Here is an 11,605-nt window from a genome sequence, read left to right as displayed (position 1 = left end):
ACGCTAGCCGGAGGCCCCCGGCAGCCCGGCCCGCAGCCGCCAGACGGTGGTGCGCTTCACCCGCACACTCTCCAGCGCCTCCGGCACCGGCACGTCGTATTCGGCCACCTCGTCGAAGCGGTCCCGGGGCAGGAACGCCCGGCCGGGGTCACCGACCAGCGCCGGCGCGCCCGCCCGGGCGGCGCGCAGCAGGAACCGCAGGACGCGGCGGGCCATCGCCTCGCTGTAGAAGACGTCTCCGGCGAGCACCACCTCGGCATCCCCGGCGTCGCCGTCGAGGATGTCGCCGAACTCGGCGTCGACGCGTACCCCGTTGGCCTCGGCGTTGAGCGCGACCGCCGCCACCGCCAACTCGTCCACCTCGACGGCCCGCACGGACGCCGCGCCGGCGCGGGCGGCGGCGATGGCCACCAGGCCGGAGCCGGAGGCGAGGTCGAGCACCCGCCGGCCGGCGACCAGCTCCGGGCGGTCGGTCACGTAGCGGGCGAGGGCCTGCCCGCCGGCCCAGGCGAACGCCCAGAACGGCGGCGGCCGGTCGGTGGAGAACTCGCCCTCGGTCAGCTCCCACAGGCCGATCGGCTCGTCAGCCTGGTGCAGCCGCACCTCGGGAACGAAGGCGACCGGGGCCAACCGGGCGTGCAGCCGGACGAACGTGCTGGAGAGCTCGGACACGGCGTGATTCTCCCAGCGGCCCGACTCCCGGCGTGTCGCGGGGGAGTGGTGACCGGTTCACCACGGTCGGTGAAAACCCACCCCGTCCTTGCCGTCCGGTGCGAACACACCCGTCTGGTCGGTGCGGTCCCCCGCTTCTAGCGTTGCGGGGTGGAGGCGACCGAACGGAGGACGGCGGTGGTGACGGTGTGGCGGTATGCGCTGAGGGCAGGGGTGGTGCTGGCCTGTCTGAGTGGGGTGGAGCTGGCGGTGGCCGCCCCGGCACAGGCGGCCTTCACCACCGAGATGAGCGGCCTGCCGGGACGGTTCACCGCCGGTGAGCAGGTGCGGACGATCTCCGCTGTGGTCTCCCAGACGGACCGGCGCGCCAGGTGCGCGAAGGTGCGCTGGTCGATGGTGCTCAGCGTGCAGGGGGGCCTCCGGCTCGACCAGGTGAAGATGGACCGGGTGGAGGAGACCGGCGACTTTCCGCTGGAGATCCGCACCGAGGGTGACGTGGCCCGGTTGACCGACCGGCAGCTCGACCCGGGCACGCTCTGCCCGGGCCGCACCGTCACGGCCCGCTACCGGGTGGCCTTCGACGAGGACGTCACCCAGGGGCGGGTCACCCTCGCGGCCGAGGCGTACGACGCCAACCTGCGCCTGCTGGCCCGGCAGACCGCCACCCGCTCGGTGGTGGGGGTGGGCGGCGACCCGACCAGCAAGCCGAAGCCGACGAAGAGCCCGCCGGAGCCCACCGAATCCGCGAGCGAGCCGACCGACGACGAGAGTGCGACAACGGAGGAGCCGGCCGCCGACTACCCGGCCGACGCCGTACCACCGTCGGCCGACCGCCCGGTGTCGCAGTCCAGCGCGTTCGGCGTGGTGCAGGTCGCCTTCCTGCTCGGCGGGCTGCTGCTCTTCCTCGGGGTGGGGCTGCTGCTGCGGCTGCGGCACCTGACCCGGGCCACGGCCGGGGACGCCGACGAGGGCGACGACCCCCCGGTGGACCGACGTTGGGAACGCCCGGCCGTCGCGGATCCCTGGCGTCGAGCGCACCGCTGATCGAGGGCAGTGGGGCCGGCGGACATCCGCCGGCCCCACTGCGTCACTTCGAGAACGCCTGGAACTCGGCGATCCTGACCTGGCTCCGGGCCGGGCTGGCGGTCGCGCAGTCCGTGGTGGTGGCCGGGTCGTCGTCCTGCTCGCCCGCGTAGTGCGGGCCGCCGGTGCACTGGCTCGCCAGCACCTCGAGGCGCAGGTGGGTGGCGAGGGTGGTGGGTACCGCGAACGTCCGGAGGTTGATGTCGCGGCTGTACGCCCGGTACGCCCAGCCGGGGAACGCGTCCCCGGCGCTGGTGTAGATGCGCTGCCAACGCGTCGGATCGGCGCAGTCGGTGGTCGTCGCGTTGCAGGCGGACACCGCGAACGAACGCAGCGCGGTGAGCGCGTTCTGCGCGCCGGTGTCGGCGTCGCCGGTGATCGCCGGGCGCAGCATCGCGCTGACGTTCACCCGCTTGACCGTCTGCGGGGCGTCGCCCGGCAGCGCCACTGTGAGCTGCCGGCCGGCGACCCCGTCCACCGACGCCCAGTTCGTCGCCTCGGTGTCGTCGACGACCTGGTCCAGGTTGACCCCGTCACCGCTGATGGTGGCGCCGGACGCGGCGGAGGCGAGGTTGCGGCTCATCCGCAGGTCGACGTACCCGTCCTGGCCGGCCCTGGCCACCACGCTGAGCCGCTGGTGCCCGAACCCGGGGGCCACGGCGAGCAGGTCGTACGTGCCGGCCACCATCTCCACGGTGTCCGGGATCGGCGTCGCCGGGTCGGTGTCGGCCACCGGCACGGCCCGCGCCTCGTACGCCCCCACGTACACCCGGATCGGCGCGTCGGCGCTGTCTCCCCGTGGGCGCAGGGTGAGCGTCGCGTTGCCGCCGCGCGGCGAGGCGAAACTCGGCGTCGGGTCGGTGTCGCCGGCACCGTTGGTGGCCGCGTCCCGGCCCATCCCGGAGCGGGCGAACTCGGCCCAGATCAGGTCCTGGTTCGCGCCGCCGAAGCGGAGCAGGTCGGCGGTGAGCATGTTGTCCCGCATGTCGAGCATGCTGACCTGGCTGGCGGCCTGCAACAGGAACGAGTCGAAGACGAGCTGCGACCACCGCCGGTTACCCGGGCACTTGTCTGCCGCGACAGTGCCCAGTGCGCAGTCGAGCTGCCGTTGCGGGGTGCCGAGGCCGTACCGCTTCACCAGGGCGGAGCGGACCCGGAAGTTGGTGGCGCCCCAGATCTCCCCGTCGGCGTGCACGGCCGGGCCGGCCGTGTTGTAGCCGATGTCGGAGTAGTTGAGCGGGCTGCGGCTCAGGTCGTAGTTGCGGATGCCGCTGACCAGGTTGCCGGTGACGTAGCCGCCGGTGATGAAGGGCGTCTCGCCGGGCGCGCGCAGCCCGTGCTGGAAGAGGTACTCGGCGGCGAGCAGGTCGCCCCAGGACTCACCCATCGACCCGCCCTGGTGGCCGCTGATCCCGCTGTCCGGGCCGGCGATCATCCGGTTGGTGATCGCGTGGGTGTACTCGTGACCGATCACCGTCATGTCGTAGTCGCCGTCCACGCACGGCGGGTACGGCCCGCCGGCCTGCGGCTGCCAGAGGTACATGTTGGTGGTCGGCGGCAACCCGTCGCGCGGGGTGCCCTGGTTGGCGTTGTTTCGGTTGCCTGACAACGCGCCCTGCTGGGCACGCCCCTGCTCGGCGTCACCGCCCAGGCCGGACGGGGTGAGGTTGACCGCCTGGAGGTTCCACGCCGACTCGGTGAAGCCCAGCTGGTACGACCAGTCGTGCATCCGGTTGTGCATGGCGAAGAGGTTGGCGATCGACGCGTCCGCGTCGTTGCGCTGTGCGGAGGTGAACACCCCCGGGTTGCACCGGGCCTGGTGCCACTGGTCGGTGAAGGGGTACTCGTAGCGGCGTTCGGGGCTGGTGGGGGCCGGCACGACCGGGGTGTTCGCACCCCAGGACAACACGGTGTTGGCCGAGTTGCCGCGCGAGGTGAAGGTTGGTGTGCCGGTGGCCGCGTCGACGTCCCACTGTTGGCCGGTGGCCGGGTCGCGGAAGGCCGCCTGGCAGCCGGGGGCCGGGTCGCCGCACCAGCGCACCCGGGGGTCCTGCCCGGGGCCGAGGTCGCGGGGCGGGGTGGCCGGGAAGACCGCCCAGCTCGGGTTGTCGGAGTCGAAATCGACGAGGTCCTCGCGGACCAGCACCTGCCCGGTGCTGCCGTCCACGTAGCTGGTGAACGCGGCAGGGTGCTCGGTGTCCGCGCCGATCATGGTCACCTCGTAGGCGGCCCGTGGCCCGTCCAGCGGGGTGGGCACCGCCACCGACCGGATGGTGTGGCTGGCCACCGCGTCGGCGGTCAGTTTGGCGTCGGCGAGCGCGGCGGCGTACGCCTGCTCGGCGGTGCGGGTGGCCGGCGCTGGCGTGCCGGTGTTGCGGGCCAGCGAGGAGCTGACCGAGAGCACCGCGCCGTCGGTGACCGCGAGGGTGACGAGGCCGTCCGGCCCGGCGGGGAGGTCGCCGAAGCGTTGCCGGAGGGTGACCACTGTGCCGCTGCCCATCGGTCGGACCAGCACCCGTTCCATGCTGGCCACCGTGGCGGCGTCCATGCCGAACAGGTCGTGGTTGGCGGTCAGGTAGGCGCGGGCGGCAGCCTCCGGGTCGGCGGGCAGCCCGCTGGCCAGCGGGCTGCGGCCGGGGCCGAGCGCCTGCGGGGTGCCGAGCCGGTTCCACCGGACGTCGGGGTCGACGGCGCGGGCGAGGCCGCGTTGGCGGGCGTCGGGTGCCGCCGTACCGGTGCGGTTGTCGGCATCGGCGGGCGTGTGTCCCTCGGCGAACGGCCCGGACCGGCGCTCGGCGGACGTCGCGCCGCCGGTGGGGGCCGCGGTGCTCGCGCCGGTGGGGAGCAGCGCGGCGACCGTCGCCGTCGTCGCCAGGATGGCGATGAGCCGGCGTCGACGCCGGCTCATCGGGGGTGACCACTCCGGTTGTGGCACGGGACCTCCTCGTGGGAGCGGGATGGCCGGCGTGTCGCCGGCCACAGATGCGCGGTGACGCATGCGCATCTGTGGATATCAGTCTCCCGAGGTCACGGCAAGGTCCCGAGCCGCTGTCGCACCAACAGATCGAGATCTGGTCAGGCGCCCGGCGCCCAGTCGGGGTCGCGGCCGAACGCGGCCAGCAGGTGGTCCTGCTCGTCGGCGTCGTCGGGCACCTGTACGCCGGTGTGGACCAGATTGTTGCGCCGGTAGGCGTCGATCTGGCCGGCGAACCAGTGGGCGGCGGCGTGCACCGCGTCCGGGTCGAGCCGTGGCTGTGCGCCGATCGCCACCGCCACGTCCCAGCCGTGCACGAGGTGCTCGGCGAGGAGTTGCTGGAGGTACTCGGTGGCCGGGGTGTCGCCGCTGGAGAGGTGCACTGTGCGATCGATGGTGCCGGGGTGGGTGGCGGCGACCTCGGCCTGCGCGGCGGCCTCCCGGGCCGTCGCGATCGGGTCGGCGCCGAGTTGGTCACCGTCGAGCCGGTCGCCGACCTCGTCGATGGTCCGGCCGGCGAGCAGCGGAACGCTCCACCGGTCCTCGCTCACCACGTGGTTGACGAGCGTGCGGACGTCCCAGTCCGAGCAGGGTGTCGGGTCGGACCACTGGCCGGGCTCGATCTGATCCACCCGGTCGATGAACTCGGCCAGGCTTCGGCGGTACGCCTCCAGGAGGTCCATGCTGCCGATTGTTCCGGTCGACGGGGCGGGCTGTGTCCGTTTTGCCCGGCCCGGTGCGGGGGATCGGTGCTGGCCCCGCTCAGTCCAGGTCGGTCGGGTCCAGGCCGAGCTCTCGGGAGGTGACCAGCCGGACCCACTCGCCGAACTGGCGGCGGGAGATCACCCGGTCGTGCACGGCGAGTTGGACGGCGAGGCCGTCCATCACCGCGCTGATCCGCCAGGCGGCCCCGTCGGCGTCGGCGCACTGGAAGGTGCCGTCGGCCACCCCGGCGGTGATCACCGCGGCCAGGTCCTGTCGCCAGCGCAGGTCGAGCCGCCGGGAGACCTTCTCCAGTTCGGGGGTACGCAGCGACTCGGACCAGCCGTCGATCCACATGGACCAGGAGGTCGCCCGCCCGGCCGGGGTGTAGAGCTTGAGGATCCGGCGGAGCTTGGTCAGCGGTGCGGCCGAGGAGCGGGTCACGGCGTCCAGGCGGGCCAGATCCTGCTCGACCGCGTACGCGAAGGCCTGCGCGAGCAGCCGCTCCTTGGTGGCGAAGTGGTAGAACACCAACGCCTGACTCACGCCCGCGGCATTCGCCACGTCCGCCGTCCGGGTGTTGGCCAGACCGCGCTCCACGATCACGTCGCAGGCGGTGCGCAGCAGGGCATCCAGGCGGATCTCGGCCGCACGTCTCGTCACGACCGTTACCGTAGCCCATCCGACTGAACACGAACAGTTACCACCGCGCGCCGATCCGCGCGGTGACAGTCGGAAGCCGGACACTTCTTCCGGGTGTCGTCGATCGTTCCATGGAGGGCGTTCGTCGAGGTCCGCTGCGCGCTGTCGGGGCGTGCGGACGTCGATGGTCGGGCCTGCGACGCGATGATGACGATCATTGCGTAGTGATGTCGGAGGGTGATGGGCGATGCGCGAATCAGGCACCAGATCAGCCACCTAGGAAGCCTACCGATTGTGGCTCCGGTCCAGCCCCGGCCACCCCTGACGCGCCGAGGCGACCCCGAGTTGGCAGTCAAACACCTACTCGGCTAAAGTTCTCATCCGTCACCCGGGAACGTCCGGGGGCGTGCGGACGTAGCGCAGCTGGTAGCGCATCACCTTGCCAAGGTGAGGGTCGCGGGTTCGAATCCCGTCGTCCGCTCGGAGCTGCCGCCACGCATGACGGGGGCAACCTCGGTGGGGTGGCCGAGAGGCGAGGCAACGGCCTGCAAAGCCGTGTACGCGGGTTCAAATCCCGTCCCCACCTCGGCAACAAGCACGGGCGATTGGCGCAGTGGGAGCGCGCTTCCTTGACACGGAAGAGGTCACTGGTTCAAACCCAGTATCGCCCACCACGAGAACGGCTCGTCACCGGAAGACCCGGTGGCGAGCCGTTTCGCTTGTGGCGCCACTGTCGTCAGTCGACGCTGAGCCGGTAGCCGATGCCCCGCACCGTGTGCACGCGCAGGGTGTCGTCGACGGCGTCCAGCTTGCGACGTAACCGCTTCACGGCCGAGTGCAGGATCGACGTGTCGCCGAGGAACGCGCAGCCCCAGACCGATTCGAAGAGCCGCTGGTACGTCCAGACTCCGACCGGTGCGGTGGCGAGTTGGGTGAGCAGGTTGCGCTCCAGCCGGGTCAGGGCCAGAGGTTCGCCGCGCCACGTCACCCGATGGTCGAGCGGGTCGATGGTGAGCTCACCGAGGTTGATCTGGCCGGCCACGCCAACGGCTGGAGCGGGGGCGGACGCGGTGGTGGCGGTGGGCGGCCGCGTCGGCCCGCTGATGACCGGCCCGCCGATCATCGCCTGCAATTCCGCGAGGTCGGTGCAGATCACCAGGGTGCCGAGTCCGTCCAGGCGCCGCACCATCCGCTCGCGCACCGACACGTCGGCGGTCACGCAGAACACGAGGGACACATCGTCGATCACTGTCGTACCTCCCCAGGCGCCAGTAAAAGACAACGCTGTCTGAACCCCGTAGTCAATGGTTTCCGCCGGGGCGGCCACCCGTGATCCACTGCGGCTCGCCGGGACGCGCGCCCGCTCTCAGAAGGTCAACAGGCGGAACTCGCCCACCGGCCGGAAGCCGAGGCCGCGGTAGACCGACTCACCGACGGCCGACGAGGTGAGGGCGGCGGTGCGGGCACCCCGCTCGGCGGCCAGATCCAGCGCCGCCCTGGTCATTGCCGCGCCGACGCCCCTGCGGCGCTGCTCGGGCTGGGTGCCGACGAAGTAGAGGGTGACCAGACCGCGGCTGATCCAGGCGACGGCCGTCGCGACCACCCGGCCGTCATCAAGGCGGCCGGCCAGCCGGAGCACAGTGCCGTCGCCGCTGAACGCCTTCTCCCGTTCGATCGTCGCCGCCACACCGTCCGCCGGGATTCCGGACACCCGGGCATACGCCGGCACGAACGTGGCGAGGTCGGTGGTCTCGGCGATCCGCACACCGGCCGGAATCGGCACCTCGGCCACCGCCCCGATCCCCACGGTCATGATCGGCATGCGGGCGACCTGCACCGCTCCGAGGGCGACCAGACCGTCGGCGGTGCCGGCGTCGCTGTCCGGGCCAACCCACCAGACCCGGGGTACGCCGTGCAGGCGCTCGCGGGCCTCGGCGAGCGCGTCCTGCGCTGTGCGCCCGACCACCCGCAGCACGCCGTTGAGGGGTGCGTGCGGCACGTTACTGCGGTAGGTCGGGAGGTCCGGCCCCCCGGCGACACCGATGTTCCAACCGAGCAGATACGCCCGGTGCGCGGCCAGCACCGCGTCGAGAGGCTTCATGATCTGGATCGTAACGCGGGGGTCGCACGCTCTCGGCCAGCGGAAACGGCTCGGATCGGCCGCTGTGACCGGCGGTACTTTGTCGATCGTTCCAGATAGCGGGTAGCGTTCAGCCATGGCCCGCACCCGTGAGTTCGACCTCGACGCCGCTGTCGACGCTGCCATGGACGTGTTCCGGAGAAAGGGCTACGAGGGCACCTCCATGCGGGACCTCTCCGAGGCGACCGGCCTGGGCAGCGGCTCGATCTACGCGGCGTTCGGCAGCAAGGACGGCCTCTACCTGGCGGTGCTCGACCTGTACCGGCAGCGCTACGCCACACCGATGGTCGATCTGCTGCGCTCGGGCAACGATCCGCGGGCGGTCATCCGTGAGGTGTTCATCGGCGCCGTGGACGACATCACCGGCGACGGCCGGTACCTCTCCTGCCTGATCGTCGGGGCGTCGATGGAACGGGCGCACCAGGATGTGCGGGTCGCCGAGCGGCTTCGCTCGACCACCCAGTCCCTGGAGTTGGCGCTCTACGACCTGCTCGCCGAGGCGCAGTTGCGGGGTCAGATCACCACCGACCGCAGCGCCACCGACCTGGCCGGCTTCCTGGTCACCAGCCTTCAGGGCCTGCGGGTGATGGGTGCCATCAACCCGGATCGGGCGGCGCTGACGCGTTACGCAGAGGTCGCGCTCACCTGCCTGAACTGAACACCGGACACGGTCGGCGGCCGGGGCGCCCGAAATGAGGAGTCGAGCATGAGAGCGGTCGGACTGCTGCGCTACGGCGGGCCCGAGGTGCTGCGGGTGGTCGAGCTTCCGACGCCGCACGCCGGCCCGGGCGAGGTTCGCATCCGCGTACGCGCCGCGGCGGTCAACCCCGCGGACACCCTGATCCGGGCCGGTATGACGCCGGTGCGACTGCGCGGCAGCGATCCGCTGCTGCCCGGCCAGGACATCGCCGGCACCATCGATGAGGTGGGCTCCGACACCAGTGGCGCGCTCGCCCCGGGTGACCCGGTGATGGCCATGATCAACCCGACCCGGGCGGCCGGCGGCGGGTACGCCGAGTGGGTGGTGCTCCCGGAGGCCTGGGTGGTGCCCGCTCCGGCGGGCGTGTCACCCGCCGAGGCGGCCACTCTGCCGTTGAACGGGTTGACGGCACTGCACGCCCTGGACCAGTTGCGGCTGCCACCCGGCAGCACCCTCGCGGTGACCGGCGCGGCCGGTGCCGTCGGCGGGTACGCGGTCCAGCTCGCCAAGGCCGCCGGTCACCGGGTGTTGGCCGACGCGTCGCCGAGTGACACCGAACTGGTCGCCGCGCTCGGGGCCGACGTGACGGTCACCCGAGGTCCAGATGTCGCCGACCGTTTCCAGGAGCATGCCCCGGACGGGGTGGACGCCGCTGTCGACGCCGCGTTGCTCGGCGGCGCGTTGCTGCCCGCGGTACGCGACGGGGGCGTCGTGGCGCTGCTGCGCGGCGGGCCCGATCCGGTGCTTCGGGCGCAGGCCGACCAGCGCAGGATCGACATGGTGTCCGCGTACGTGCACGAGTACGACGGGCGCCCCGACAAGCTCGACCTGCTTCGGCGACTCGCCGAGGAGGGGGCGCTGACCCTGCGGGTCGCCGGCCGGTTCCCGCCGCAGGAGGCGGCCCGCGCGCATCAGCTCCTGGAAGCGGGAGGGGTGCGCGGCCGGTTGGTCATCGAGTTCTGATCCCGGCGTCCGCTGCGGCGCGGGGTCGCCGGTGCGACGGGCCGGCCACCTTCGCCGAAGGTGGCCGGCCCGCAATCACTGTGGTCTGGCGGCTCCGCCAGCGGTGGAGCTGGCTGGTTCACAGCGGCGGTGCGATGTCCCGCCGCTCCTCGACCTGGCGATACTCCACCGGCTGCTCGGTGGTGGTGACGACCTGGCGGCGGCGACCCCAGATCAGCGTGGTCATGATCAGGCCGAGCACGCCGGCGCCCATCAGGATCCAACCGACCACGTCGAGGTTGATGCCGCCGACGCTCGCGTCCAGTGCGAAGGTGAGGATCGCGCCGAGCGCGATCAGGAAGATGCTGGTGCCGATACCCACGACAGCCTCCTTAAGGGGGTGTGGTGCGCTGTCGAGCCCTTCAGTACCCCGGCCGGGACCAGCGCAACCGTGACCGGCCAGGGTGCCGTGCCAAGCGATCTTGGCATCGGGTAGAGTTCACCTGTCGCCGGCGCTTGCCGGGGACGTGCGGACGTAGCGCAGCTGGTAGCGCATCACCTTGCCAAGGTGAGGGTCGCGGGTTCGAATCCCGTCGTCCGCTCGCGATCCGCCCCATTGGGGCTTGGCTGCCGGGTTCGGCGGCCGCCACGGGCGATTGGCGCAGTGGGAGCGCGCTTCCCTGACACGGAAGAGGTCACTGGTTCAAACCCAGTATCGCCCACCAGCTCAGCGGCCACATCCGATCGATGGATGTGGCCTCTTGCTATTGCTGGGTGACCAACCCACCTCAGGCGAGCGAGCTCGCTGAGGTGGGCCCAGAAACGGGGCTCAACTCCAGCTAAGCCCGGCGAGTTGTTGCTTGAACTGTTTCAGGGTGAAGCCGTGGCTGTCGGGCGGTACAAGCGACAGGGAGTAGGTGACCTGCCCGAGCTCCCACCAGACCGTCCAAGAGCCTGGTGCGCCGTAGGTAGTGATGATGCCTTGCTGTGAGCGGATTGGGACCGTGGCGACAGTGGCGGGCCGGTGCACCCTGGTTGTGGGCTGCGCGTCGAGGAGCAGCGTTGTGCCGCCAGGGTCGCGAAAGCTCTGAAACCAGCGTTCGTCGGGCCGCAGGTGTCCTCCGGAAGGATCCCACCGCTTGTCTGCAAGGACGTCCGGCACATCCCGCTGAAAGTAGGTCGGATGCGGCCGGGTGGTGGTGGCGTCGCGCAGAACTCTGTCACCGAGGGGTTTCTGCAGCGACACGAAAGCGGGCGCAGCGTCACCGGTGGTGGCGCAGGCTTCTTCCTCTGCTCGCACAGTGCTCGTGGTCACCGAAATGACCACCTGGGTTTCGTCCTGATGGGTGATCGTCGCCTCGGGGGAACGCGTGGGCTCTCCGCAGTTTGCACTGTCTATGCCGGTGGCCACGGTGATCGAGGTGTCGTCGCGAGCGACGACCGCTGCGACCCATGGCAGCACGACGGATCCATCCGGCGTCGAGGCTCGATTCTCATGCTGTGGTGCCGCCGACGCGGACGGTGTCGCCTCTTGTGGAGGTTCCGCTACGGCGTCTCGGCGACCTGTTCCGCAGGCACCACATAGCGTCGCGACGAGCACTGCTGCGGTGATGCGGACAACCTTGCGCGAGCTGATGATCACCACCGCAGCCTGCCATAAAAGTGGAAGCCCACCGCTGCCCCTCACTGCACCGAGCCGGTGACCACCGACGAGCCAGCCGCTCGGGCGAATGCTCCGGGATCTGTGGGC

At 71.5% G+C, this 11,605-nt stretch carries 10 protein-coding genes, 5 tRNA genes and 1 pseudogene; 8 read left to right on the top strand and 8 right to left on the bottom strand.

Annotation, left to right across the window (positions count from 1 at the left end; translation table 11 throughout):
• Positions 1–3 precede the first annotated feature (3 nt).
• Positions 4–672, bottom strand: coding sequence for a 50S ribosomal protein L11 methyltransferase (locus tag AB0K35_RS16135; protein WP_238671932.1), 669 nt, complete (start codon positions 670–672; stop codon positions 4–6).
• A gap of 150 nt (positions 673–822) precedes the next feature.
• Here AB0K35_RS16135 and AB0K35_RS16130 point away from each other — a divergent pair, with 150 nt between their 5' ends.
• Positions 823–1,716: a hypothetical protein gene (locus AB0K35_RS16130; protein WP_363885920.1), complete on the top strand. Its 894-nt coding sequence runs from the start codon at positions 823–825 to the stop codon at positions 1,714–1,716.
• A gap of 43 nt (positions 1,717–1,759) precedes the next feature.
• On the opposite strand, the gene AB0K35_RS16125 is transcribed toward AB0K35_RS16130, so the two are convergent.
• The 3 genes from AB0K35_RS16125 to AB0K35_RS16115 form a co-directional block, all read right to left on the bottom strand.
• Positions 1,760–4,690, bottom strand: a complete 2,931-nt coding sequence (locus AB0K35_RS16125; RefSeq protein WP_363885918.1) for a M36 family metallopeptidase — start codon at positions 4,688–4,690, stop codon at positions 1,760–1,762.
• Between the two features lie 140 nt (positions 4,691–4,830).
• Positions 4,831–5,412 (bottom strand): TIGR03086 family metal-binding protein, encoded by a 582-nt coding sequence (locus AB0K35_RS16120; protein ID WP_238671935.1) that lies wholly within the window; start codon positions 5,410–5,412, stop codon positions 4,831–4,833.
• Between the two features lie 79 nt (positions 5,413–5,491).
• The gene (locus AB0K35_RS16115; RefSeq protein WP_238671936.1) at positions 5,492–6,094 is read right to left on the bottom strand and encodes a TetR/AcrR family transcriptional regulator; all 603 of its coding nucleotides are present in this window, start codon (positions 6,092–6,094) and stop codon (positions 5,492–5,494) included.
• A gap of 387 nt (positions 6,095–6,481) precedes the next feature.
• Here AB0K35_RS16115 and AB0K35_RS16110 point away from each other — a divergent pair.
• The 3 genes from AB0K35_RS16110 to AB0K35_RS16100 all read left to right on the top strand — a co-directional run bounded on the left by AB0K35_RS16110 (position 6,482) and on the right by AB0K35_RS16100 (position 6,747).
• Positions 6,482–6,554: transfer RNA gene (locus AB0K35_RS16110), tRNA-Gly, on the top strand.
• A gap of 34 nt (positions 6,555–6,588) precedes the next feature.
• A tRNA-Cys gene (locus AB0K35_RS16105) sits at positions 6,589–6,659 on the top strand.
• Positions 6,660–6,672: 13 nt separating this feature from the next.
• A tRNA-Val gene (locus tag AB0K35_RS16100) sits at positions 6,673–6,747 on the top strand.
• 13 nt (positions 6,748–6,760) lie between these two features.
• On the opposite strand, the pseudogene AB0K35_RS16095 reads toward AB0K35_RS16100, so the two are convergent.
• Positions 6,761–7,280, bottom strand: a pseudogene (locus tag AB0K35_RS16095) (winged helix-turn-helix domain-containing protein).
• A 159-nt stretch (positions 7,281–7,439) separates the two neighbouring features.
• Entirely contained in the window at positions 7,440–8,174 is a 735-nt protein-coding gene (locus AB0K35_RS16090) for a GNAT family N-acetyltransferase (protein WP_363885916.1), read from the bottom strand.
• A gap of 115 nt (positions 8,175–8,289) precedes the next feature.
• Here AB0K35_RS16090 and AB0K35_RS16085 point away from each other — a divergent pair, with 115 nt between their 5' ends.
• Together AB0K35_RS16085 and AB0K35_RS16080 are read left to right on the top strand one after the other, a co-directional pair.
• Positions 8,290–8,871: a TetR/AcrR family transcriptional regulator gene (locus tag AB0K35_RS16085; RefSeq protein ID WP_238671938.1), complete on the top strand. Its 582-nt coding sequence runs from the start codon at positions 8,290–8,292 to the stop codon at positions 8,869–8,871.
• A gap of 48 nt (positions 8,872–8,919) precedes the next feature.
• Positions 8,920–9,876, top strand: a complete 957-nt coding sequence (locus tag AB0K35_RS16080) for an NADP-dependent oxidoreductase (protein WP_238671939.1) — start codon at positions 8,920–8,922, stop codon at positions 9,874–9,876.
• A 118-nt stretch (positions 9,877–9,994) separates the two neighbouring features.
• Here AB0K35_RS16080 and AB0K35_RS16075 read toward each other — a convergent pair whose 3' ends face one another.
• A complete protein-coding gene (locus AB0K35_RS16075) occupies positions 9,995–10,237 on the bottom strand; it encodes a DUF6458 family protein (protein WP_091400768.1) in 243 nt (80 codons plus the stop codon).
• Positions 10,238–10,384: 147 nt separating this feature from the next.
• Here AB0K35_RS16075 and AB0K35_RS16070 point away from each other — a divergent pair.
• Both AB0K35_RS16070 and AB0K35_RS16065 read left to right on the top strand, forming a co-directional pair.
• A tRNA-Gly gene (locus tag AB0K35_RS16070) sits at positions 10,385–10,457 on the top strand.
• A gap of 48 nt (positions 10,458–10,505) precedes the next feature.
• A tRNA-Val gene (locus tag AB0K35_RS16065) sits at positions 10,506–10,580 on the top strand.
• Between the two features lie 104 nt (positions 10,581–10,684).
• Here AB0K35_RS16065 and AB0K35_RS16060 read toward each other — a convergent pair.
• Positions 10,685–11,497 (bottom strand): hypothetical protein, encoded by an 813-nt coding sequence (locus tag AB0K35_RS16060; protein WP_363885914.1) that lies wholly within the window; start codon positions 11,495–11,497, stop codon positions 10,685–10,687.
• Positions 11,498–11,605: the final 108 nt, after the last annotated feature.

The organism is Micromonospora sp. NPDC053740, from assembly GCF_040677775.1.
GTDB classification, from domain to species: Bacteria; Actinomycetota; Actinomycetes; order Mycobacteriales; family Micromonosporaceae; genus Micromonospora; species Micromonospora alfalfae.
This window is presented reverse-complemented; position numbering and strand designations above follow the sequence as displayed.